The sequence below is a fragment of the Amycolatopsis vastitatis genome (genome assembly GCF_002234595.1).
In the GTDB taxonomy this organism is placed as follows: domain Bacteria; phylum Actinomycetota; class Actinomycetes; order Mycobacteriales; family Pseudonocardiaceae; genus Amycolatopsis; species Amycolatopsis vastitatis.
On record NZ_NMUL01000041.1, the window covers coordinates 1 to 23,222 of the forward strand.

Annotated in this window: 19 protein-coding genes; 13 read left to right on the forward strand and 6 right to left on the reverse strand. The window is 72.5% G+C overall.

The features are described from left to right. The 4 genes from CF165_RS34900 to hemE all read right to left on the reverse strand — a co-directional run. On the reverse strand, positions 1 to 684 hold a 684-nt coding region (locus CF165_RS34900), incomplete at its 3' end, for a CoA transferase (protein ID WP_205661052.1). Next, a complete protein-coding gene (hemQ, locus tag CF165_RS34905; RefSeq protein WP_093951856.1) occupies positions 684 to 1,376 on the reverse strand; it encodes a hydrogen peroxide-dependent heme synthase in 693 nt (230 codons plus the stop codon). The genes CF165_RS34900 and hemQ, both read right to left, overlap by 1 nt. An 82-nt stretch (positions 1,377 to 1,458) precedes the next feature. Further along, positions 1,459 to 2,859: a protoporphyrinogen oxidase gene (gene hemG / locus CF165_RS34910; RefSeq protein ID WP_093951857.1), complete on the reverse strand. Its 1,401-nt coding sequence runs from the start codon at positions 2,857 to 2,859 to the stop codon at positions 1,459 to 1,461. Beyond that, on the reverse strand, positions 2,856 to 3,935 hold the full coding sequence (hemE, locus tag CF165_RS34915; RefSeq protein ID WP_093951858.1) for a uroporphyrinogen decarboxylase: 1,080 nt from the start codon (positions 3,933 to 3,935) through the stop codon (positions 2,856 to 2,858). Before hemE ends, hemG begins: the two co-directional genes overlap by 4 nt. An 88-nt stretch (positions 3,936 to 4,023) precedes the next feature. On the opposite strand from hemE, the gene CF165_RS34920 reads away from it, so the two are divergent. From CF165_RS34920 to CF165_RS34930, 3 genes are all read left to right on the forward strand, one after another. Continuing rightward, positions 4,024 to 4,587: a DUF3000 domain-containing protein gene (locus tag CF165_RS34920; RefSeq protein WP_167441649.1), complete on the forward strand. Its 564-nt coding sequence runs from the start codon at positions 4,024 to 4,026 to the stop codon at positions 4,585 to 4,587. A gap of 732 nt (positions 4,588 to 5,319) precedes the next feature. Beyond that, a complete protein-coding gene (locus tag CF165_RS34925) occupies positions 5,320 to 6,036 on the forward strand; it encodes a response regulator transcription factor (RefSeq protein WP_033291604.1) in 717 nt (238 codons plus the stop codon). A 98-nt stretch (positions 6,037 to 6,134) separates the two neighbouring features. Beyond that, positions 6,135 to 7,355, forward strand: a complete 1,221-nt coding sequence (locus tag CF165_RS34930) for a ribonuclease D (RefSeq protein ID WP_093951860.1) — start codon at positions 6,135 to 6,137, stop codon at positions 7,353 to 7,355. 110 nt (positions 7,356 to 7,465) lie between these two features. On the opposite strand, the gene CF165_RS34935 is transcribed toward CF165_RS34930, so the two are convergent. After that, positions 7,466 to 8,131: a TetR/AcrR family transcriptional regulator gene (locus CF165_RS34935; RefSeq protein ID WP_093951861.1), complete on the reverse strand. Its 666-nt coding sequence runs from the start codon at positions 8,129 to 8,131 to the stop codon at positions 7,466 to 7,468. Positions 8,132 to 8,306: 175 nt separating this feature from the next. Between CF165_RS34935 and CF165_RS34940 the strand changes: the two genes are divergently transcribed. The 9 genes from CF165_RS34940 (at position 8,307) to CF165_RS34980 (ending at position 21,179) form a co-directional block, all read left to right on the forward strand. Then, on the forward strand, positions 8,307 to 9,791 hold the full coding sequence (locus CF165_RS34940) for an amino acid permease (protein ID WP_093951862.1): 1,485 nt from the start codon (positions 8,307 to 8,309) through the stop codon (positions 9,789 to 9,791). Next, entirely contained in the window at positions 9,788 to 10,621 is an 834-nt protein-coding gene (locus CF165_RS34945; protein ID WP_093951863.1) for an urea amidolyase associated protein UAAP1, read from the forward strand. Before CF165_RS34940 ends, CF165_RS34945 begins: the two co-directional genes overlap by 4 nt. Then, positions 10,618 to 11,253, forward strand: coding sequence for an urea amidolyase associated protein UAAP2 (locus tag CF165_RS34950; RefSeq protein WP_093951864.1), 636 nt, complete (start codon positions 10,618 to 10,620; stop codon positions 11,251 to 11,253). Before CF165_RS34945 ends, CF165_RS34950 begins: the two co-directional genes overlap by 4 nt. After that, positions 11,250 to 14,783 carry an urea carboxylase gene (gene uca, locus CF165_RS34955; protein ID WP_093951865.1) on the forward strand — a complete coding sequence of 1,178 codons (3,534 nt, stop codon included), beginning with the start codon at positions 11,250 to 11,252 and terminating at the stop codon, positions 14,781 to 14,783. Before CF165_RS34950 ends, uca begins: the two co-directional genes overlap by 4 nt. Further along, positions 14,780 to 16,384: an allophanate hydrolase gene (locus tag CF165_RS34960; protein ID WP_093951866.1), complete on the forward strand. Its 1,605-nt coding sequence runs from the start codon at positions 14,780 to 14,782 to the stop codon at positions 16,382 to 16,384. The genes uca and CF165_RS34960 overlap by 4 nt, the downstream gene beginning before the upstream one ends. Before the next feature lie 30 nt (positions 16,385 to 16,414). Next, the gene (locus tag CF165_RS34965; protein WP_143268725.1) at positions 16,415 to 17,059 is read left to right on the forward strand and encodes a hypothetical protein; all 645 of its coding nucleotides are present in this window, start codon (positions 16,415 to 16,417) and stop codon (positions 17,057 to 17,059) included. A gap of 61 nt (positions 17,060 to 17,120) precedes the next feature. Beyond that, a complete protein-coding gene (locus CF165_RS34970) occupies positions 17,121 to 17,750 on the forward strand; it encodes a DUF998 domain-containing protein (RefSeq protein ID WP_093951868.1) in 630 nt (209 codons plus the stop codon). A 127-nt stretch (positions 17,751 to 17,877) separates the two neighbouring features. Beyond that, positions 17,878 to 19,068, forward strand: coding sequence for a thiolase family protein (locus CF165_RS34975; protein WP_093951869.1), 1,191 nt, complete (start codon positions 17,878 to 17,880; stop codon positions 19,066 to 19,068). Then, positions 19,068 to 21,179 carry a 3-hydroxyacyl-CoA dehydrogenase NAD-binding domain-containing protein gene (locus CF165_RS34980; protein ID WP_093951870.1) on the forward strand — a complete coding sequence of 704 codons (2,112 nt, stop codon included), beginning with the start codon at positions 19,068 to 19,070 and terminating at the stop codon, positions 21,177 to 21,179. Before CF165_RS34975 ends, CF165_RS34980 begins: the two co-directional genes overlap by 1 nt. On the opposite strand, the gene CF165_RS34985 is transcribed toward CF165_RS34980, so the two are convergent. Continuing rightward, positions 21,176 to 21,604: a hypothetical protein gene (locus CF165_RS34985; protein WP_240521932.1), complete on the reverse strand. Its 429-nt coding sequence runs from the start codon at positions 21,602 to 21,604 to the stop codon at positions 21,176 to 21,178. The two genes, CF165_RS34980 and CF165_RS34985, sit on opposite strands and share 4 nt — an antisense overlap. Before the next feature lie 69 nt (positions 21,605 to 21,673). Between CF165_RS34985 and CF165_RS34990 the strand changes: the two genes are divergently transcribed. Continuing rightward, on the forward strand, positions 21,674 to 23,203 hold the full coding sequence (locus CF165_RS34990; protein ID WP_093951872.1) for a twin-arginine translocation signal domain-containing protein: 1,530 nt from the start codon (positions 21,674 to 21,676) through the stop codon (positions 23,201 to 23,203). The last annotated feature ends 19 nt before the right edge of the window (positions 23,204 to 23,222 follow it).

Genomic DNA, 23,222 nt, shown 5'->3' on the forward strand with positions numbered 1-23,222 from the left:
CAGCACGTCGGCGCCGTGCGCGGCCAGCACCCGGCCGGCCACCGGCCCGGCGAGCACGTGCGTCAGCTCCAGCACCCGGATCCCGCCCAGCGGCCGGTCCGAGTAGAACAACGTCCGCTTCGGCGCGTCATCGATCGAACCCAGGTCGGCCAGCGGCAGCGACGCCACCGCCGCACCTTGGGGATGCGCGGCCCAGTCCGACGGCGAGCGCAGCTCGGCGGCCGCTCCCCCGGCGCTGACGACGGCGTGCTCGACCTCCCGCGCGCTGCGTCCGGCGACCGCCTTCGCGACCGCGCCGCGGCTCCCGGGCACGCCGAGTCCCCAGCACACCGCCGCTTCGTGGCGCGGGTAGTTGGCGTGCAGGCGCACCCAGCCGTCGGCCGTGCGGTAGTTGCCCGACAGCGGCGCCCAGGCCGACCCGGCGCCGACGCCGTCCACGCGCAGCAACTGCTCGCTGTGGAACGCCGCCGCCGCGTGCCGCGTGTCCGCCGTGACTACGCCCGGCTCGATCTCGCGCAGCTTCAGCATTTCGCCGGCGGCCAACGTGGCCGCGGCCACGGAAGCCGCGGCGGCCGCCGCCACCCGGTACGGCCCGGGCAGCACGTCCTCGGCGCCGGTCAGCTCGAAGGGGCCCGGCCGCGCTCCGGTGAGGGCGTGCCAGACGCCCTCCACAACCTCGCGCACTACGGGAGCGCCGCGACGAGCTCGGCGGGCGGCACGCGCGTGCCGGTGTAGAACGGGATCTCCTCGCGCACGTGCAACCGCGCCTCGGTGCCGCGCAGGTGGCGCATCAGGTCGACGATCCGGTGCAGCTCGTCGGCCTCGAAGGCGAGGATCCACTCGTAGTCGCCGAGGGCGAACGACGCGACGGTGTTGGCGCGCACGTCCGGGTAGTCGCGGGCTTCCTTGCCGTGGTCGGCGAGCATCTTGCGGCGGTCGGCGTCCGGCAGCAGGTACCACTCGTAGGACCGCACGAAGGGATAGACGCAGATGTACTTGCGGGCCTCTTCCCCGGCCAGGAACGCCGGGATGTGGCTCTTGTTGAACTCGGCGGGGCGGTGCAGCGCGGTCTGGCTCCAGACCGGCGTCGACGCGCGGCCGAGCGGTGTCCGGCGGAACCCGGCGTAGGCGGCCTGGACCTGCTCGATCTCCTCGGCGTGCCACCAGATCATGAAGTCGGCGTCGGCGCGCAGGGCGGACAGGTCGTACACGCCGCGGACGACGACGCCCTTGGCCTCGAGCCCGTCGAGGTACTCCGTGGTCTCGCGGCCGGCCGTCCCGCGGTCCTCACCCAGCTTGCCCGGCTCGATCCGGAAGACCGACCAGGTGGTGTAGCGGATGGTGTCGTTGAGCTCGTTGTAGTTGACCCGCGCCATGGCTCCATCCTGTCACCGCGGCGACCGGACTGCCGCCACGGGTCGGGTGAGAGCACTCACGAAGAGAGGTGCGGGCCGGGACCTACGCGGTGAGGTGGGCGGCGATGCGGTGCGCGGCCGCTTCGGCCGTCGCGACGCAGGCGGGCAGGCCGACGCCGTGCAGGGTCGCGCCCGCGACCGCCAGCCCCGGCAGTTCCGCGACCGCCTTCTCGATCCGCTCGACGCGCTCGAGGTGGCCGGGGCCGTACTGCGGCAGGCCGCCGCCCCAGCGCGTCACCAGCGTCTCGATCGGCGCCTCCGTCACGCCGGTCAGCCGGGCGAGGTCGGCGCGGACCACGCGGACCAGCTCGACGTCGTCGGCCTGCAGGGCGCCCAGCTCGCCGAAGCGCCCGACCGAGCCGCGGACCAGCACCGGCCCGGTGGAAAGGTGCGCCCACTTCCGCGAAGAGAACGTGAACGCCTTCGCCGCGTACGGCATGCCGGAAGCGTCTCGTTCGCCCTGGCCGATGAGGATCCCCGAGGCTTCGGGCAGCCGCGTGCCCGGCGGGAGCGCGAGCGCGACGACGGCCATCGACGCCAGCTCCACCTCGCCGAACGCCGCCGAGGCCGCCGGCACCGGGTCGGCCAGGAGCCGGCGGGCCGACGGCGCGGGCACCGCGAGCACCACCGCGTCGACGTCCTCGGTGTTGTCCGCCGGGGCGTGCGCGGTCGGCGCGGCGCCGATGCGCAGCCGCCAGCCGGCGCCGTGCCGCTCGATCTCGCAGACCGGCAGGCCGGTCCGCAGCTCGGCGCCGGAGAGTTCGGTGAGCCGGTCGATCACCGTGCCCAGGCCGCCGGGGACCGTGCCGAACACCGGTGCGGCCGAGGGGTTGGCCGGGAGCTGCGCGGCGGCCGCCGCGGTCAGCGAGCCCGCGCCCGCGGCCACCGCCGACGCCAGGCCCGGCATGGTCGCGCGCAGGCCCAGGCCGTCGGCACCGCCCGCGTAGACGCCGCCGAGCAGCGGGTCGACGAGCCGGTCGACGAGCTCGTCCCCGAACCGCGAACGCAGCAGCGGCCCCAGCGGCACGTCGCCGCCCGGCAGCCTCAGCTCGGGCAGCGACGCCTCGGCCTCGACGGCCCGGCGGCCCGCTTCCGACAGCACTCCGGCGACCGACTCCGCCGACGACGGCACGCCCATCACCGTGCCCGGCGGCAGGCCGGTCACGGTGCCGCCGGCGTGGATCTTCGCGCGGGCCTTCGTCGGGTTGACGACATCGATCCCCAGCTCGCGGGCCAGTGCGAGCATCTCGGGACGGCGGACGAGGAACGCCTCGGCGCCGACGTCGTAGGGCACCCCGGCGAGCTCGACCGTGCGCAGCTTGCCGCCGGGCGTCCGGGTCTTCTCGAACACGACGATCTCGCAGGCGTCGCCGAGCAGCCGCCGCAGCCGGTACGCCGCGGTCAGCCCGGAAACGCCGCCCCCGACGACCGCGACGCGCTTCACAGCTCGTGCACCAGCCCGGCCACGCGGGTCAGCACGTCCGGGTCGACACCCGGCAGGACGCCGTGGCCGAGGTTGAAGATGTGGCCGTCGGCCGCGCGTCCCTCTTCGACGATGCGACGGACCTCGGCTTCGAGAACCGGCCACGACGCGTGCAGCAGCGCCGGGTCGAGGTTGCCCTGGACGATCGCCTTCCCGCCGAGGCGCCGCACCGCCTCGTCCAGCGGGATCCGCCAGTCGACGCCGACGACGTCGGCGCCCGCGTCGCGCATCGCGGCGAGGAGCTCGCCCGTGCCGACGCCGAAGTGGATCCGCGGCACGCCGTAGGAGGCGATGCCTTCGAGCACCTTCGCCGAGTGCGGCAGGACGAACTCGCGGTAGTCCCGCTCGGACAGCGCGCCGGCCCAGGAGTCGAACAGCTGGATCGCGTCGACGCCGGCGTCGAGCTGCGCCCGCAGGAACGTCAGCGCGACGTCGGCCAGCCGCCCGGCCAGCTCGTGCCACAGCGCCGGCTCGGAGTGCATGAGCGCCTTGGTGTGCTCGTGGTTGCGGCTCGGGCCGCCCTCGATGAGGTAGCTGGCCAGCGTGAACGGCGCGCCGGCGAAGCCGATCAGCGGGGTCCCGCCGAGCCGCTCGACGAGCAGCCGGACGCCGTCGGCGACCTTCGAGACCTGGTCGGTCTCCAGCTCCGGCAGCGCTTTCACGGCGGCGAGGTCGCGCACCGGCGCGGCGGCCACCGGGCCGGTGCCGGGGACGATGTCGATGTCGACCCCGGCCGCCTTGAGCGGCACCACGATGTCGCTGAACAGGATCGCGGCGTCGACGCCGTGGCGGCGGACCGGCTGCAGCGTGATCTCGGCGAGCATCTCGGGGTCGAAGCAGGCGTCGAGCATCGGCACGCCCTCGCGCAGGGCGCGGTACTCGGGCAGCGAACGACCGGCCTGGCGCATGAACCAGACGGGCGTGCGGGCCGGGCGTTCGCCGCGCGCGGCGGCCAGGAACGGGGCTTCGGGCAGCTCGCGGCGGCCGGACGTGGTCGTCTGCTGCGGCAAGGGCGGCAAGGGCGTGGTCGGAGACATCGCACGCAATCGTGCCACGTGCCCCGGCGGCCCCTTCTCTCGGCGCGCCTGCGCCCGCAACGGGGCGTGCCCGCCCTAAAGTCGATGCGTGACCGCGATGACGCCAGTGCCCGAACTCTTCCGCGAAGCAGTCGCGGCGCTGCAGTCCGTCCGGCCCCGCCGGGAGGTGCTGCTGGAGCCGATGCGCCCGCCGCAGCGGCTCGCGCCGTGGTCGTACGCGGTCAGCTGCGAAGTGTCCGGCCCCGCCGACGTGCTGGCCTCGGGCCGGCTGGTGCTGCTGCACGACCCGGACGGCCAGGACGGCTGGGACGGCGTGCTGCGTCTCGTCATGTACGTGCGCGCGGAGCTCGACCGCGAACTGGCCACGGATCCCTTCCTGCCCGCGGTCGGCTGGTCGTGGCTGACCGACGCGCTCGAGGTGTCCGGCGCGAGCTGGAAGGCGCTCGGCGGCACGGTGACCGAGACGTCGTCGGCCCGCTTCGGCGACATCTCCGGCCCGGCCCGCACCGACGACCTGGAGGTGCGGGCGTCGTGGACGCCGACGGACGCCGCGCTGCTGCCGCACGGGCAGGCCTTCTGCCAGGTCATGGCGAGCGTCGTGGGCCTGCCGCCGGTCGGCGTGACCCTCTTCGGGCAGCGGCAGAACTCCTGATCTCCCGGGCGATCTTCGCAACGAAACGGCAACGGGCGCCCGCCGTCGGCCGCCCCGGGACCGCCTCTTGTACGAATGTGAGCAAATTTCACATCCACTGAACGCCGTCCAACCGCCTTGTCCGGACGCCTGTGGGCACCGCTGCGCGCGCGGGGCGGCCCACCCCGATGGGGGACCCCGGAGCCCTCACCTCGCGGTTCCTGAGGCTGATTCACGTCCCCGCCCGGCGTCCCCGTTCGTGACGCGAGGCGGTCACACACCGCAACAAGATCAACTTGCGGCACAGCGCGCGTGCGCACGCCCGCACGCGACACGGACAGTCACCGTTCCCGGCGGGAAGACGGGGCGCCGGGCCACCGCCGCGGAGTTGATCATGCCCCGGCCGGAGCCACATTCCGGGGGCCTCGGGCGCCCATCCGGCCCCCCGCCACTAGGCGCACCGGCAGCTGCACACCTCATCTGCACGGCCATTTGGGTGCCGGTAACCAGTGTGCATCGTGTTCGCTGGGCTATCCGTTAGCAACCGGCCGTGTACTAGCCCGATCGTGTTACTACGAACCCACTGAGTGACTGTTCGTTTGAGATAGATACCCATTCGATCCCCCCGCAACGGCCTCAGGGCGGCTACAGTGCCTTCGACGACACCACTTTCGGTCTAAAGCTGGCGCGGCTGAACGGCCGAAGGTCCCGGTGCCGGTCGGGGGGCACGACCGACTCCAGGGAGGTAGTGACGTGGCTACCGTCGGCTTATCTCAGGCCGTCCGATCCACGCCAGCCGGTGCTTTGCCGGCGAGCATGGTTCCGCACCCGCGGGAAGAGCTTTTTTCCGTGTTGGTGGTCGATGACCACCCGCTGTTGAGGGAGGCAATCGCAGCAAGACTCGCACAGATGGGTGCGGGTACCGTCCACGAAGCCGCCACGGTGGCCGAGGCGAGGGCGCGAGCACAGGCCACTGGGCCTTGTGACCTGGCGATCCTCGATCTCGGACTGCCGGACGGCAGCGGCATCGAGCTGGTTACGGAACTCCGTAGCCACGGGTGGCCGCGCGTGGTGGTCCTCGCATCCTCGGACGACCCGTACGCGGTCCGCTCGGCCTTCCAGGCCGGGGCCCAGGCGTACCTGCTGAAGTCCGCGTCGCCGGTCGTCGTGACCGACGGCGTGCGGCGTGTGCTCGAGGGCGGCGTCTACGCCGACCCGAGCGTGGCACCGGTGCTGGCCACCGGGACCCGCGTCGCGGGCACCGACAACACCCCGCGCGAGCTGTCCGCTCGCGAGGTGGAGGTGCTCCAGCTGGTCGCCGACGGGCAGTCCAACAAGGAGATCGGCGAGGAGCTTTCGCTCTCCGCTCTCACCGTCAAGTCCCACCTGTCCCGGATCGGGCGCAAGCTCGGCACGGGCGACCGGGCTCAGATGGTGGCGCTGGCCATGCGGGCCGGCGTGATCCGCTGACACAGGCGAACCTCCCTGCGGGACGGGCGGACCAGGCGCGGTATGCCCGTCCCGTAGGGTCGTCAGTTATGGAAAGTGCAGAGGCCGAGGACACCGGGATGGAGATCGAGTCCACGGGCGGCCCTGTGCTGCTACGCGAACCCGCCGAGGGCACGCCCCCGGTGGTCACGGATCCGGTCGCGCTGGCCGACGCCTGCGCGAAGCTCGCCGCGGGCACCGGCGCGGTCGCCGTCGACACCGAACGCGCGTCCGGCTACCGGTACTTCCCCAAGGCCTATCTCGTGCAGCTGCGCCGCGAAGGGTCCGGCACGGTGCTGATCGACCCGATCGCACTCGACGACCTCGCCCCGCTGCGCGAAGTCCTCAACTCCCTGGAGTGGGTGCTGCACGCCGCCTCCCAGGACCTCCCCTGCCTCGCCGAGCTGGGCCTGCGCCCGGCGGCGCTGTTCGACACCGAGCTGGCCGGACGGCTGGCGGGCTACGAACGCGTGGCGCTCGGGACGCTCGTCGAGCTGCTGCTCGGCTACACCCTCGAGAAGGGGCACAGCGCGGCCGACTGGTCGAAGCGACCGCTGCCGGTCGACTGGCTGAACTACGCCGCTCTTGACGTCGAGCTGCTCATCCAGCTGCGCGAGAAGCTGGAAGCGGAGCTGGGCGCCCAGGGCAAGCTGGAGTGGGCGCGGCAGGAGTTCGAGTTCGTGCGGACGGCCCCGCCGCCGCCCCCGCGGGCCGAGCCGTGGCGCCGGACGTCCGGCGTGCACAAGATCCGCAACCCCCGCAGCCTCGCGGCGGTCCGCGAGCTCTGGCAGGCCCGCGACGAGCTGGCCCGCAAACGCGACCGCGCACCGAGCCGCATCCTGCCGGACAGCGCGATCATCAACGCGGTGACGGCGGACCCGAAGACGGTCGAGGAGCTGCAGGCGCTGCCGGTGTTCAGCGGCCGGGTCCAGCGCAAGTACACGTCGAGCTGGCTGCGCCACCTGCAGGCGGCACGGGCCCTCCCGGCTTCCGAGCTGCCGTCGCCGTCCCAGCCGACCGACGGCCCGCCCCCGGTGAACCGCTGGGCGGACAAGGACCCGGACGCGGCGGCCCGCCTGTCGGCGGCCCGTGCGGCCCTGACGGCGATCGCGGAGGACCGCCGGCTGCCGGTGGAGAACCTCCTGCTGCCGGACCTCGTCCGCCGCACGTGCTGGCGCCCGCCCGCGGAGACCGACGAGGACTCGGTGGCGGAAGTCCTGCGGGCGGGCGGAGCCCGGCCCTGGCAGGTGGAGCTGACGGTCACGGCGTTGAGCAAGGCACTGCAGACCGTGGCTTCCTGACAGCGAATCGGCTCAAGCGCCCCAATGTGGTGTTCGGTGCGTCCAACGCACCCAATGTGGCGTTCGGTGCGTCCAACGCACCCAATGCTCATTGGGGTGTTCAAGACCGGTCAGTCCGTAAGCGTCGCCAGCAACGCGCGGGCCTCCGCCCGCAGCTCGTCCGACGGCTGCGGCAGCCCCACCAACCGGACCACGCCGTCGGCGCCCTCCCGCACGTGGGCCTCGACGTCCAGACCCGGGTCGTCGCGGCGGACCACCGCGATGCTCTCCACCAGCCCGAACACCAGGTCCGTCCGGATCCCGACGGCCGATGGCGCCACGCCCGCAGCCGCCACCAGGCGGCCGTAGGACTCCTTCAGCTCCGCGCGTTCCGTGCGGAAGCGGGCCAGGTTGGGTGAGCCGACCTCGGGCAGCAGGTACAGCGCACCCAGGTTGTGGCGGGCGCCGCCGAGCAGCCCGATGTCCGCGTACGCCAGGGCCCACAGCCGGACCGCCACCGGCGCGGACTCCGCGACGAGCCGGGCGGCCAGGGCCAGCGACGGCCGGACCGTCTCGGCCAGCAGGGCCGCGAGGATGTCTTCCTTGGCCGGGAAGTGGTAGTAGAGCGACGCCTGGCGCAACCCCGCGCGTTCGGCGATCGCCCGTGTCGTCGTCGCCGCGTAACCGGCTCCGGTGAACAGTTCTCCCGCCGCGTCGAGCACCGCCTGGCGCGCGTCCGGCCGGTTCGCCGCCGCTCCGCTCGCCCTCGGCCTGCCGACCCCCGACCCTTTGACCACGGATGTGATCTTGCCAGGTCACGCACCGCGACACGCGCACGGAGGTGCGGTTACGCCCGGATGTCGTCATTGACGCGGCGTCGATCCCGCCGTTAACGCACACATAACAGGACGGAGACCATCGCGTCGTGGTGGCGACCTAATTTCTGTCAAGCGACAGAAACAAGGAGCCCGCATGACGCCACCCGACGAACTCGCCGCCTTCGGTTACCGCCAGGAGCTTCGCCGGTCGCTGGGCGGGTTTTCCGCCTTCGCCGCCGGCTTTTCCTTCGTCTCCATCCTCACCACCGTCTTCCAGCTCTTCGGCTTCGGCTACACCTTCGGCGGGCCGCTGTTCTTCTGGACCTGGCCCGTCGTCCTGGCCGGCCAGCTGCTCGTCGCGCTGATGTTCGCCGAGCTCGCCGCGCGCTACCCGCTCGCCGGATCCGTGTACCAGTGGGCGAAACAGCTCAGCAAAGGCTTCCTCGGCTGGCTCGCCGGCTGGATGATGCTGCTCGGCTGCATCGTCGCGCTCGCCGCCGCCGCGATCGCGCTGCAGATCGTGCTGCCGTCGGTGTGGGACGGCTTCCAGCTCGTGAGCGGCGACCCGTCGGTGACGTCGCCGTCGGGCGCGGCCAACGCCGTGCTGCTCGGCACGCTGCTGCTCGTCTTCACCACCGCGGTCAACGCCGGCGGGGTCCGGCTGATGGCGCGGATCAACGACGTCGGCGTCGCCGCGGAGCTCGTGGGCGTCGTCGTCCTGATCACCGGGCTGGTCCTGTTCGCCGTGCGGGGCCCGCAGGTGGTGCTGCACGACGCCCCGGGCACGAGCGCCGGCATCGGCGGCGTGCTCGCTTCGGCGCTCATGGCCGCGTACGTGCTCTACGGCTTCGACACCGCCGCGTCGGTCGCCGAGGAGACGAAGGACGCGCGCCGGGCGGCTCCGCGGGCGGTGCTGCGCGCTGTGCTCGTGTCCGGGATCGGTGGCCTCGCGGTGGTGCTCACCGCGCTGATGGCCGCGCCGAGCCTCACCGACGGGCAGCTCGCCGGCAAGGGCCTGCCGTACGTGATCACCGCCGTCTTCGGCGACACGCTCGGGCGGGTCTTCCTCGCCGACGTCGCGGTCGCCGTCATCGTCTGCACCCTCACCATCCAGACCGGCACCGTCCGGCTGATCTACGCGATGGCCCGCGACGGCGCCCTGCCCGGGTCCGCCCGCCTCGCCGGGGTCAGCCCGCGCACCGGGACGCCGGTGGCGCCCGCGCTGCTGTCCGGCGCGCTGGCCATCGGCCTGCTGCTGCTCAACTTCGGCAACCCGACGCTGTTCAGCACGATCACCGGGACGTCGGTGGTCGTCGTCTACCTGGCGTACCTGCTGGTCACCGGCCCGCTGCTGGTGAAACGGCTGCGCGGGCGGTTCCCCGCCGAGCCGGGCCGGTTCTCCCTCGGTCGCTGGGGCGTACCGCTGAACGGAGCAGCCGTCCTCTACGGAATCGGCATGATCGTGAACATCGCCTGGCCGCGTGCGGAGATCTACGATCTCGCCGGTTCGGGCTCCCCCTGGATGCTCTTGTTCCCGATAGAGTTCGTCGGCGGCGCACTGGTGATCGGCCGGCTCTGCTGGTTGCGGCTGCGCCCCGCTCCCGCCCTCGAACCCGCGATTTCAGAGAGGACGCCATGAGCACCACCGCGACGACCTACGGCGCTCGCGACCACGCCCGCGCCCAGGCAGGCACCGTCGTCGACACGATGCCGTCGATCCCGGCGAGCACCTGGCCGTCACCCCCGCCCGAGGTCGCGCCCGAGGCGCTGACCTGGGCCGAGACGGTGGCCGGCGGCGGGTACACGCACAAGGTGCTGGCCCGGGGCACGCGGCTGCGGCTGACCGACGTCGACGGCGACGCCTGCGCGCACCTGCTGCTGTTCAACGCCGAGGCGCCGTGGGAACGGCTGAACGTCGCCGACACGGTCAAGGTGCAGTGGAACGCCTACCTCGGCGAGTCGGTGGCGCTGCTGTCGGACCAGGGGCGGGTGCTCGCCACGGTCGTCGCGGACTCCGGCGGGAGGCACGACGCCCTGTGCGGGACGTCCACTGTGGACGGAAACACGGCGCGTTACGGCAGCGGGGCCCCCGAAGGCCCCTCCCCCGCCGGGCTGGCGCTGTTCACGCTGGCGGCGGCGAAGAACGGCCTCGGGCCGCGCGACCTGCCGCCGAGCCTGTCGTTCTTCCAGGGCGTGCGGGTCCAGCCGGAAGGCGGGCTGGAGTTCACCGGCTCCGCGGGCGCGGGCAAGGCCGTCGACCTGCGGATCGAGCTGCCGGTGATCGTGCTGCTGGCCAACGTCGCGCACCCGGTCGACCCGCGGCCGGACTACACCGTGACCAAGCTGGAGGTCCTCGCCTGGCGCGACCGGCCGTCCACACCGGACAGTCCGGAGTGGACGTACACGCCGGAGGCGCAGCGCGCCTTCGAGAACACCGCCGACTACCTCACCGCCCGGGGGATCGCATGAGCACGGCGTACGAGTCCCGGCTGGAAGTCGGCTACGACGTCCCCGCGCGGGCACCGTTCTCGACGGTGCTGAAGCGGGGCCAGGAGCTGACGATCATCGACCTTGGTGGCAACCAAGCCGTCGACTTCCTCTGCTACGACGCGAACGACACCGCGAAGCGCTACAGCGCGGCCGCGACGATCGCCGCGCAGCGGAACATCTTCCTGACCACGGGCAGCGTGCTGCGCACCCAGGAAGGCGCGCCGCTGCTGACGGTCGTCGCCGACACCTGCGGGCGCCACGACACGCTCGGCGGCGCGTGCAGCAAGGAGTCCAACAGCCTCCGCTACGGCCAGCACACGCGGTACCAGCACGCCTGCGTCGAGAACTTCCTCATCGAGGGCGCCAAGTGGGGCCTGGGCAAGCGTGACCTGGTCAGCAACGTCAACTGGTACATGAACGTGCCGGTCGAGGCGGACGGCACCCTCGGCATCGTCGACGGCATCTCCGCGCCGGGCCTGGAAGTCCGGCTGCGCGCGGAGACCGACGTGCTCGTGCTCGTCTCGAACTGCCCGCAGATCAACAACCCCTGCAACGGCTTCGACCCGACGCCGGTGCGGCTGGTCGTCACCTCCCCCGGAGGCGGCGAGTGAGGCTGCTCGTCGCCAACCGCGGCGAGATCGCGGTCCGGATCCTGCGCAGCGCGAAGGAACTGGGTCTCGAGACCGTCGCGGTGTACTCCGACGCCGACCGCCTCGCCCCGCACGTGCGGCTCGCCGACCGGGCCGTCCGGCTCGGCCCGGCGCCCGCGGCGGAAAGCTACCTGCGGGGCGAAGCGATCATCCAGGCCGCGCTCGACACGAGCTGCGACGCGATCCACCCCGGCTACGGCTTCCTCTCGGAGGACGCGGCCTTCGCGCGGGCCTGCGAGGACGCCAAGATCGCGTTCGCCGGGCCGTCCCCGGAGCACCTGGAGGTGTTCGGCAGCAAGCACACCGCGCGCGAAGCGGCGATCGCGGCCAGCGTGCCGCTGCTGGCCGGCACCGGCCTGCTGTCCGATGTGGACGAAGCACTGGCCCGCGCCGAAGGCATCGGCTACCCGGTGATGCTCAAGGCGACCGGCGGCGGGGGCGGGATCGGCATGCGCGCGTGCGCGTCCCCGGAGGAGTTGCGCGCCGCGTGGGACACCGTGCGCAGCGTCGCGGCCAAGAGCTTCGCCAGTTCCGGCGTCTTCCTGGAACGCCTGGTGCGCCGCGCCCGGCACGTCGAGGTCCAGGTGTTCGGCGACGGCCTGGGCGAGGTCCTGGCGCTGGGTACCCGCGACTGTTCGCTGCAGCGGCGCAACCAGAAGGTCGTCGAGGAGTGCCCGGCCCCGGACCTGCCCGACGCCGTCCGGAAGCAGCTCGTCGACTCGGCCGTCGCGCTGTGCTCGTCGGTGCGGTACCGCTCGGCCGGCACGGTCGAGTACGTCTACGACCCCGAACGCGGCGAGGCGGCGTTCCTCGAGGTCAACACCCGGCTGCAGGTCGAACACCCGGTCACCGAGGCGGTCTACGGCGTCGACCTCGTCGCCTGGATGCTGCGGCTCGCCCAGGGCGACCGCGCGATGTTCCGGGCGGTGCCGGTCCCGCGCGGGCACGCCATCGAGGCGCGCGTGTACGCCGAGGACCCGAGCGCCGGGCACCGGCCGAGCGCCGGACTCGTCACCCGGGTCGCGCTGCCCGAAGCCACCCGGGTCGACACCTGGGTCGAACCGGGCACGAACGTCACCACCCACTACGACCCGTTGCTGGCCAAGGTGATCTGCACCGGCACCGACCGCGAAGACGCCTTGGCGAACCTCCGGGAAGCGCTCGCCTCGACCCGGGTCGAGGGCGTGCGGACGAACCTCGGGCAGCTGCGGGCCGCGGCCGCCGACGCCGCCTTCGGCTCGGCCACGCACGACACGTCAACTTTGGACGACGTCGAGGACGCGGAACCGCGGATCGACGTCGTCCGCGGCGGGACGATGACGACCGTGCAGGACTGGCCGGGCCGCACCGGCTACTGGCCCGTCGGGGTGCCGCCGAGTGGGCCGATGGACGACCTTTCGCTGCGGCTGGGCAACCTCGCGCTGGGCAACCCCGAGGGCGCGCCCGGCTTGGAGTGCACCGTGGACGGTGTCACGCTGCGGTTCTCGCACGCCACCGAGGTGTGCGTCACGGGCGCGCCGACGACGGTTCTCGTCGACGGCGCCGAAGTTCCGTTGTGGACACCCGTCGAAGTCCCCGCGGGCGCGACGCTCGACGTCCGTGCGTGCACGGCCGGGCTGCGCAGCTACGTCCTGGTCCGCGGCGGCGTCGACGTGCCGGAGTTCCTCGGCAGCGCGGCGACGTTCACGCTGGGGAGGTTCGGCGGGCACGGCGGCCGCGCGCTGGCCGCGGGCGACGTCCTGCAGCCCGGTCCGGCCCCCGCGGACCCGGTCGTGGGGCCGGTCGCGGAAACCGACCGGCCGTCCTTCGCTCCCCAGTGGACGGTCGGTGCCCTCGAAGGACCGCACGCGGCGCCGGAGTTCTTCACCCCCGAAGACGTCGACACGTTCTACGCCACCGACTGGCAGGTGCACTTCAACTCGGCGCGCACCGGCGTCCGGCTCGTCGGGCCGCGGCCGAAGTGGGCGCGGGCGGACGGCGGCGAAGCGGGCCTGCACCCGTCGAACATCCACGACACGCCGTACGCGATCGGCGCCGTCGACTACACCGGCGACCTGCCGATCCTGCTCGGCCCGGACGGGCCCAGCCTGGGCGGGTTCGTCTGCCCGGCGACGGTCGCCACCGGCGAGCGGTGGAAGCTCGGGCAGCTGCGGCCGGGCGACACCGTGCGGTTCGTGCCGATCGGCACCGACCACGCGGCCGCGCTCCGGACGCGGCCCGCGTCGGCGGTCGAGCCGAGCCGGACCCCGCGCCACGACGGCGGTGTCCTGGCGCGGCTGCCCGAGGCCGACGGCGAGCCGTCGGTCACCTACCGCCGCAGCGGGGACGACAACCTGCTGGTCGAGTACGGCGAGATGAAGCTCGACCTGGCGCTGCGGATGCGGGTGCACGCGCTCGCGGAACGGCTCGCGGCCGAGGGCGTGCCGGGGATCGTCGACCTGACGCCGGGCATCCGGTCGCTGCAGGTGCACGTCGACCCGGACTCGCTGCCGGTCGGCAAGGCGCTCGGCCTGGTCCGGGAGCTGGAGCGGGACCTGCCGCCGACGCACGCCCTCGTGGTGCCGAGCCGCAGCGTCCGGCTTCCCCTGTCGTGGGACGACCCGGCGACGCGCGAGGCGATCGAGCGGTACATGACCGGCGTGCGCGACGACGCGCCGTGGTGCCCGTGGAACATCGAGTTCATCCGGCGCGTGAACGGTCTGTCCAGTGTGGACGACGTGTACCGGACGGTGTTCGACGCCGAATACCTCGTGCTGGGCCTCGGTGACGTCTACCTCGGCGCGCCGGTCGCGACGCCGCTGGACCCGCGTCACCGCTTGGTGACGACGAAGTACAACCCGGCGCGGACGTGGACGGCGGAGAACTCCGTCGGCATCGGCGGCGCCTACCTCTGCGTCTACGGCATGGAAGGGCCGGGCGGCTACCAGTTCGTCGGCCGGACCGTCCAGGTGTGGAACAGCTGGCACGGCGGGGAACAGCCGTGGAACCTGCGGTTCTTCGACCGGATCTCCTGGTACCCGGTGTCCGCCGAAGAGCTGCTGGACCTGCGGGCGCAGAGCGCGTCCGGGAAGCTGGAGCTCGACACCACCGAGGGCTCCTTCGCGCTCGCCGACTACCAGAAGTTTCTCGCGGACAACGCCGGCAGCATCGCCGAGTTCCGGGCGACGCAGGCGGCGGCGTTCGAGGCGGAGCGGCAGGCGTGGGCCGCGGCGGGCGAGTTCGACCCGAAACCGGAGCCGGTCACCCGGCCGCCGGCGCGGGTCGAGGCGCCGCCGGGCGGGCACGTCGTGGAGGCGCCGTTCGCGGCGACGGTGTGGCGGGTGGACGTCACCGCGGGCGAGCGCGTCGAGAACGCGCAGTCGCTGGTGACCCTGGAAGCGATGAAGACGGAGGCGCGGATCCCCGCGCCGGCCGGCGGTGAGGTGGTCGAAGTGCTCGTGTCCCCCGGCGACCAGGTCGCGCCCGGCACCCCGCTGGTGGTGCTCGGATGACCGCCATCGAAGAGCGGGTGCGGGCCGCGTACCGCAGGATCGAGCAGGTGGATCGGCCGGAGATCTGGATCGACCTCCGGGCGGAAGCCGACGTCCTGGCGGAGGCCGCGGCTTTGGAGGAACGCGGCTTGCCGCTGTACGGCAAGCTCGTCGCGGTCAAGGGCAACATCGACGTCGCGGGACTGCCGACGACGGCGGGCTGCCCGGCGTACGCGTACAAGCCGGAGGCCGACGCGCCCGTCGTCGCGCGGCTGCGGGCGGCCGGGGCGCTGGTGCTCGGCACGACCAACCTGGACCAGTTCGCGACCGGCCTGGTCGGGACGCGAAGCCCGTACGGCGCGGTCCGCAACGCCGTCGACCCGGCTTACGTCTCCGGCGGGTCGAGTTCGGGTTCCGCGGTGGCGGTCGCACTGGGCATCGTGGATCTCGCTTTGGGCACCGACACCGCGGGTTCCGGGCGGGTACCGGCGGCGTTCAACGGGATCGTCGGGCTCAAGCCGACCCCGGGGCTCCTGCCGACGGAAGGGGTCGTCCCAGCCTGCGCGAGCATCGACTGCGTGACGCTGTTCGCCCGGACGGTGGAAGAAGCGTCGTTCGCGCTGACCTGCCTCGCCGAACCCGCTCAAGTCCACACGGGACGGTTCCGGCTCGGCGTGCCGTCCCCGGACCAGCTGGGCCCCTTGGCTCCCGGCTGGGCGGAGGCATTCGAAGCCGCGGTGTCGGACTACGCCGCCGCGGGCGCCGAAGTGACCACTGTGGACATCTCGGCGTTCCTGGAAGCCGCGCAGCTGCTGTACGGCGGCGCGTTCGTCGCCGAGCGGTACACCGCGGTCGGCGAGTTCATCGACGCCCACCCGGACGCCGTCGACCCGGTCATGCGGTCGATCATCGGCCCGGCCCGCGACATCCGCGCGCACCGGCTGTTCGCCGACCAGCGGACGCTGGCGGCCCTGCGGGCGGCAGCATTCGCTGCGTTGGCCGGCGTCGACGCGCTCCTCGTCCCGACGACGACCGAGCACCCGACGCTGGCCGAAGTCGCGGCGGACCCGGTCGTGGTCAACGCGCGCCTGGGCCGGTTCACGAACTCGACCAACCTGTTCGGGCTGTCGGCCCTCTCGGTCCCGGCGGGCACGGTGGCCGGGCGCCCGTTCGGCGTGATGTTCCTGGGCGCGCCGCACGACGACCTGAAACTGGCGGCACTGGCCGGACTGCGGCGTGAGCGGGTCCCGATCGTGGTGGTCGGCGCACACCTGAGGGGTCAGCCGCTGAACCACGAGCTGACCTCCCGCGGCGGCCGGTTCGTGTCCGAGGTTTCGACGGCGGCTTCGTACCGGCTGTACGCGCTGGACACCGTGCCGCCCAAGCCGGGACTGGTGCGGGTCGCCTCCGGCGGCGTTTCGGTGGCCGCGGAGGTGTGGGAGCTGCCGCCGCGGGGCTTCGGCGAGTTCGTGGCCGGAATCCCCGCCCCGCTGGCGATCGGCAAACTGGAACTGGCCGACGGCCGGTCGGTGTCCGGCTTCCTCTGCGAACCGGCGGCCACGGAAGGCGCGCAGGACATTTCGGCGAAGGGTGGTTGGCTGGCGCACCTCGGCGTCCGGTAAATCGGTTGCCCGCCGGTCGACACTGAGGTGGTGAACACTCTGCCCTGCGGCCATCCGGGCCGCACCGGCAGCTTGCGCCTCGGCGAGTCCGAAGTCCTCCTGCGGGACGGCGAACTCGGGGGGCAGTGGTCGACGCGCCCCTGTCCGGTGCGGCCGGTCAACGACGGCTGTCTGGCACCGATGCCCAGCGGTTGGCTCGCCCTCACCGAAGCGGGGTTCGTCCGGATCCACGGCGACGACCAGTGGCTCGTCGGACCGGTCGAGCTGCCCGAAGAGACTTGCGAAGACATCCGCGCCTTCCCCGACCGGCCGCGCCGCGGTCTGCACACCTCGCGCGAATGGGTGTGGGACCGGCCGATCGCGTGGCTCGACGACACGACCGTCGCCGTGCAGGGCTTGGGCGTGAGCCACGACCGGATGCTCGACGGCATCGAGCTGTACGACACCGCGACCGGGCGCCGGACGGGGATGTTCGCCGGGCCCGCCGGGCCGATGTGGGGTCACCGCGGGCTCCTGCACGTCACCACCGAGGACGGGTTCGAGGTCTGGGACCCCGCCGACGGCGCCCGGATCGGCTTCGCCGAGGGCTTCCGCCCCACCGCGCACGACCCCGCCACCGGCGCGTTCGCCGAACTCCGTAACGATCAGCTGAGGATCTGGGACCCCGTCGGATAACAACGCTCGTCCCGGGGCAGGAGAACGCCGATGAACCCGGTAGCGACCCCCGGAGGCGGCCATGACCACGGCGACCACATCCCCGCAGACCACCCTCGTCCACTCGTACCTGTTCCTCCGGCGCGCCATCGGGCTCATCGGCCTGGCCCTGCCGTTCGTCCTCATCCTCGGCAAGCAGCTCGCGCAGGGCGGCGACCTCGCCGGGTCGCTCAGCGACTACTACTACACCGGCCTACGGGACGTCCTGGTCGGCGCCATGTGCGCGGTCGGCGTGTTCCTCCTCGCCTACTACGGCCACGACCGGGTCGACAACCTCGCCAGCAGCGTCGCCGGGCTCGGCGCGATCGGCCTCGCCCTGCTGCCCACCACCCCGGACCACGACGTGACGGCCTGGGACCGGACCTCCGGCGTGCTGCACTGGGTCTTCGCGGCCGTGTTCTTCCTCTCCCTCGCCTACTTCTGCCTCCGCCTGTTCCCCCACGACGGTGAACAGCCTCCCGGCACCGGCGTCGTCTACCGCGTCTGCGGGGTGGTGATCCTCGCCTGCCTGGTGCTCATCGCCGTGACCAAGGCGTTCGGCCTGCTGCCGGCGCTGCTGCCCGCGTTGTGGCTGGAGAGCGTCGCGGTGTGGGCGTTCGGCGTCGCCTGGCTCGTGAAAGGACAGACGCTGGAGCCCAAGAGTGTGCGGTAGCCCACTCGACCGGGCCACACCACTGGTTACCGACCGGTAACAAGGGCTATCGTGCGGTCAACAACGTCTACTGATGGAGCTATTCGTGGCCGCACCAGCAACGCCGCTCGCGCCGACCGCGCGGGGCGTGCGAAACGTCGCCTTCGTCGAGGGGGTCCGCACCCCCTTCGGCAAGGCCGGCGACAAGGGCATGTACGCCGGGACCCGCGCCGACGACCTGGTCGTCAACGCCATCCGCGAGCTGCTGCGGCGGCACCCGGAACTGCCGCCCGAGCGCGTCGACGAGGTGGCCATCGCCGCCACCACCCAGACCGGTGACCAGGGCCTGACCATCGGCCGCACCGCCGCGCTGCTGGCCGGGCTGCCCAAGTCGGTGCCCGGCTTCGCCATCGACCGCATGTGCGCGGGCGCCATGACGGCCGTCACCACCGCCGCGTCCGGCATCGGCTTCGGGGCCTACGACATCGCCATCGCCGGCGGCGTCGAGCACATGGGACGGCACCCGATGGGCGAGGGCGTCGACCCGAACCCGCGGATCATCGCCGACAAGCTCGTCGACCCGACCGCACTGGTCATGGGCCAGACCGCGGAGAACCTGCACGACCGGTTCCCCGCGATCACCAAGCGGCGCACCGACGCCTACGCCGCGCGCAGCCAGGAGCGCTACGCCGAGGCCGTCAAGACCGGCAAGATCGGCCCCGAACTGGTTCCGGTCGCGACCCGCTCGAAGGAGCTGGGCTGGGGTCTCGCGACCGAGGACGAGCCGCCCCGCCCGGGCACCACGGTTGAGCAGCTCGCCGGGCTCAAGACGCCGTTCCGCCCGTTCGGCCGGATCACCGCGGGCAACGCCGCGGGCCTCAACGACGGCGCGACCGCGTCGATCCTCGCCGACGAGGAAACCGCCCGCGAGCTGGGCCTGCCGGTCGCCATGCGGCTGGTCGGCTACTCCTTCGCCGGCGTCGAGCCGGAGGTCATGGGCATCGGCCCGGTGCCGGCCACCGAGAAGCTGTTCAAGCGCACCGGCCTGTCCATCGACGACATCGGCCTGTTCGAGATCAACGAGGCCTTCGCCGTGCAGGTGCTGGCCTTCCTCGACCACTTCGGCATCGACGACGAAGACCCGCGCGTCAACCAGTGGGGCGGCGCGATCGCCTGCGGCCACCCGCTGGCCTCGTCCGGCGTCCGGCTCATGACGCAGCTGGCCCGCCAGTTCGCCGAGCGCCCGGACGTCCGGTACGGCATGACCACGATGTGCATCGGCATCGGCATGGGCGGCACCGTGATCTGGGAGAACCCGGCGTTCGAGGGGGCGAAGTAATGACTTTCACCGCTGAAGAAGCGAAGGCCGCGTTCCCGGACGAGGTCGTCACCGAAGCCAAGACCCGGCTGGTCAAGGTACCCGGGCTCGAGAAGCCCGTCGCGCTGATCACGCTCGACAACGGCCATGACCACACCCGGCCGAACACCTTCGGCCCGCAGGGCCTGGTGTCGCTGAACACCGCGCTGGACAAGGCGTTCGAGGCCGAGCCGGCCGCGATCGCCGTCACCGGCAAGCCGTTCATCTTCGCCGTCGGCGCCGACCTGTCCGGCGTCGAATCGGTGAGCGACCCGAAGCTGGCGCGTGAGATCGCCCAGACCGGGCACGACGTGTTCCGCCGCCTCACCGAGTCTTCGATTCCGACGTTCGGGTTCGTCAACGGCGCGGTCATGGGCGGCGGCCTGGAGCTGGCGCTCTCGTGCCACTACCGGACGCTGTCGGAGAACACCGCCGCCATCGCGTTCCCCGAGGTCTTCCTCGGCCTGTTCCCGGGCTGGGGCGGCACGCAGCTGCTGCCGAACCTGATCGGCGCGGACGCGGCCGTCACGGTGATCATCGAGAATGCCCTGGCGCAGAACAAGATGCTCAACGTCAAGCAGGCGGCGGAGCTCGGCATCGTCGACGCGGTCTTCGGCTCGGCCGACTATCTCGAGCAGTCGCTGCTGTGGCTGGCTCGTGTGGTCAACGGCGAGATCACCCCCGCCCGCCGCGAGATCGACCGCGGCTCCGACTGGGACGCGGCCATCGTCCGCGCCAAGTCCATTGTGGACGGACGCACGCACGGCGCGTCGCCGGGCGCGACCAAGGCCGTGGAGCTGCTGGAGCTGGCGCGCGAGAACGACCTCGACCGCGGCTACGCGGCCGAGACCGACGGCCTCGCCGAGCTGCTCATGTCCGACGTCCTGCGCGCCGGGCTGTACTCGTTCAACCTGGTCAACAAGCGCGCCAAGCGCCCGGCCGGCGCGCCGGACAAGTCCCTGGCCCGCAAGGTGAACAAGGTCGGCATCGTCGGCGCCGGCCTGATGGCCAGCCAGCTCGCGCTGCTGTTCGTCCGGCGCCTCAAGGTGCCGGTCGTGCTGACCGACGTCGACCAGGAACGCGTCGACAAGGGCGTCGGCTACGTCCACGCCGAGATCGACAAGCTGCTGAGCAAGAAGCGCCTCTCCCCGGACGGCGCCAACCGGCTCAAGGCCCTGGTCACCGGCTCGCTCGACAAGGCCGCGTTCGCCGACGCCGACTTCGTCATCGAAGCCGTCTTCGAGGAGCTGGGCGTCAAGCAGCAGGTGTTCGCCGAGCTGGAGCAGCACGTCAAGCCCGAGGCGATCCTGGCGACGAACACCTCGTCGCTGTCGATCACCGCGATGGCGTCGAAGCTGCAGCACCCCGAGCGCGTGGTGGGCTTCCACTTCTTCAACCCGGTCGCCGTGCTGCCGCTGCTGGAGATCGTCCGCGGCGAGCAGACCGACGACGCGGCCCTGGCGACGGCGTTCTCGGTCGGCAAGCAGCTGAAGAAGTCCAGCGTGCTGGTGAAGGACGCGTCGGCGTTCGTCGTCAACCGGCTCCTGCTGCGCTTCCTCGGCGAGGTGCTGGTCACCGTCGACGAGGGCACGCCGTTCGAGGTCGCCGACTCCGCGCTCGAGCCGCTGGGCCTGCCGATGACGCCGCTGACGCTGATGCAGCTCGTCGGCCCGGCCATCGCGCTGCACGTCGGCGAGACGCTGCACGAGTCCTTCCCGGACCGGTTCACCGTGTCCGAGAACCTCGCCAAGTTCGTCAAGGCGGGCAAGAAGGGCGTCTGGATCTGGGACGCGCAGGGCAACCAGTCGGCCGACCCCGAGGTCGTCGAACTCTGGACGCAGGGTGACCAGCCGTCCACTTCGGAGCAGGTGCGCGACCGGGCGCTGTCGGCGATCGCCGAGGAGATCCGGATCATGCTCGACGAGGGCGTGGTCGCCGAGGCGCAGGACATCGACCTGTGCCTGATCCTCGGCGCCGGCTGGCCGTTCTGGAACGGCGGCATCACGCCGTACCTGGACCGCTCCGGCGTCTCCGAGCGCGTGAACGGCAAGCCGTTCCTCGCCCCGGGCGTCGCCTCGGTCCCGGCACGCTAGTACTCGCCCTCTCTCGGGCACTTCGGCGGCGGCGCAGTGAGTTTCAGCTGCGCCGCCGTCGCGTCCGCGTCGATCACCGTCACCCGCTCGGCGGTCCGGAAGCGGGCGTGCAGCTCCTGGGCCCACGCCTCGAGGTCGGTGCCCGGGACGGCGAGCAGGGACAACGACGGCGGGTCCACGAACACCCGCCGGGCCTTCGGGTCGTCGCGGACCGACGGCACGGCCGCGCGCATCTCGGCGTCAGAGGGGAAGACCACGACGACCGCGGCGCACAGCGTGTGACCGGCCAGGGGTGCCGGGTTCGTGTCCACCGGCAGCTCCGGCGGCCGGACGAGCGCGGCGATGAAGAACGCGAGCCCGACGCCGGCGGCCAAAGCCAGCGTGATGACCGGCACCAGCACCCGGGCCAGGGGTTTCTCCGCCACACCCAAGATCACAGCACACGTTGGCCGCCGGGACACCGCCCGTTCACCCCGGCGGCTTAGCGTCCCGCCGTGACCACCGACAGACGCCGGTTCCTCAAGGGCGCCGGGCTCGCGGCCGCCGCCGCGAGCGTGCCCCTCCCGGCCCCCGCCGACCTCGACCTGAGCCGGGTGTGCGGCCGCTACCAGTGGCTGGTGGGCGATCACCACACGCACAGCCAGTACTCGTACGACGCGATGTACCGGATCGACCAGATCGCCGCCGGCGGGCGGGCGCACGGCGCGGACTGGATCGTCTTCACCGACCACGGCCACGCCGAGCACGAGAAGGTGTCGGTCGAGCCCACCGAAGCCGACTTCCTCGCCGCCCGGCGGAAGTACCCGGAGCTGCTGCTGTGGCACGGCATGGAGTGGAACGTCCCGGGCGCCGAGCACGCGACGGTGTTCTTCCAGGCCGGTGACCGGCAGGCGGCGAAGCTGCGCGAGTTCGAGCGGACCTTCGACTGGCGGCTGACGAACTCTGAGGCGTCGAGCCCGGCGAACGAAGCCCTGGCGCTCCGGGCGTTGCGCTGGCTCGCTTCGGAAGAGCAGGCGCGGCGGATCCACGCGCCGGTCGTGCTGATCAACCACCCGCTCCGCAACGGCCGCGTCGCCCCGCACGAGCTGCGGGCGTACCGCGACGCCGCCCCGGACATCGTGATCGGCATGGAAGGCGCGCCCGGCGCGCAGGCCGACGGCTTCCCGAAGCCGCTCGGCAACGGCGGCGCGCGCGGCGGCTACGCGAACAGCCCCGGCCCGAACTCGTGGCCGGGCTATCCGCCCGAGGCGTACCGGACGCACGGCGGCTGGGACTGGGCGACGGCGAAGGTCGGCGGGCTCTGGGACTCGCTGCTCGCCGAGGGCAAGCCGTGGTGGATCACCACGAACTCCGACTCCCACTACAACCGCGGTGACACGCTGGTCCGCCCGGACGTGCCGGGCGACTGGTACGACACGCACGGCAGGTTCCCCGACCCCGTCGACACCGGCGTCGCCCAGCTGGCCGCGCCGTACGCCGACTTCTACCCCGGCGAGTTCAGCCGCACGTACGTCGGCGTGACGCGGCGAAGCCTCGAAGGCGTCTTGGAGGGAATGCGGGCCGGGCGGATCTGGCTGTCGCACGGCGGTCTGGTCCAGGAACTGCAGGTCGGCGCGTACGGCAGCGGTGACGCGGCCACACTGGGCGGACGGCTGCGGGTCCGGCGCGGGTCGGACGTCACGGTGGTGGTCTCGGCGCGGCTGGCGTCCCAGCCGAACGGCGGCGGCGCGGTGCCGCGGCTGGCACGGCTCGACGTCGTCGCGGGCCCGGTCACCGGCCCGGTGACCGACCGCGACGCGATGACCGCGCCGGGCACCCGGGTGGTCGAGTCGTTCGAGCCGCGGTGGGCGCCGGGACGGCAGATCGTCTTCCGGCACACGTTCCGGAACGTGCGCGAGCCGTTCTACGCGCGGATCCGCGGCACGAACGGCGATTCCGAGCCGGCGCCGGACGTCGTCGGCCAAGCGAACCCGTTCGAGGACTTGTGGTTGTACGCGAACCCGATTTTCGTGGACGTGTGCTGAAACTCTTCGCGCGAGTGTC

What these genes read in the sequence shown, in the direction of transcription:
- CF165_RS34970 (WP_093951868.1), top strand. Translation starts at nt 17,121, where the DNA reads ATGACCACGGCGACCACATCCCCGCAGACCACCCTCGTCCACTCGTAC.
- CF165_RS34960 (WP_093951866.1), top strand. Translation starts at nt 14,780, where the DNA reads ATGACCGCCATCGAAGAGCGGGTGCGGGCCGCGTACCGCAGGATCGAG.
- hemE (WP_093951858.1), bottom strand. Translation starts at nt 3,935, where the DNA reads ATGTCTCCGACCACGCCCTTGCCGCCCTTGCCGCAGCAGACGACCACG.
- CF165_RS34940 (WP_093951862.1), top strand. Translation starts at nt 8,307, where the DNA reads ATGACGCCACCCGACGAACTCGCCGCCTTCGGTTACCGCCAGGAGCTT.
- CF165_RS34980 (WP_093951870.1), top strand. Translation starts at nt 19,068, where the DNA reads ATGACTTTCACCGCTGAAGAAGCGAAGGCCGCGTTCCCGGACGAGGTC.
- CF165_RS34950 (WP_093951864.1), top strand. Translation starts at nt 10,618, where the DNA reads ATGAGCACGGCGTACGAGTCCCGGCTGGAAGTCGGCTACGACGTCCCC.
- CF165_RS34945 (WP_093951863.1), top strand. Translation starts at nt 9,788, where the DNA reads ATGAGCACCACCGCGACGACCTACGGCGCTCGCGACCACGCCCGCGCC.
- CF165_RS34930 (WP_093951860.1), top strand. Translation starts at nt 6,135, where the DNA reads ATGGAGATCGAGTCCACGGGCGGCCCTGTGCTGCTACGCGAACCCGCC.
- hemQ (WP_093951856.1), bottom strand. Translation starts at nt 1,376, where the DNA reads ATGGCGCGGGTCAACTACAACGAGCTCAACGACACCATCCGCTACACC.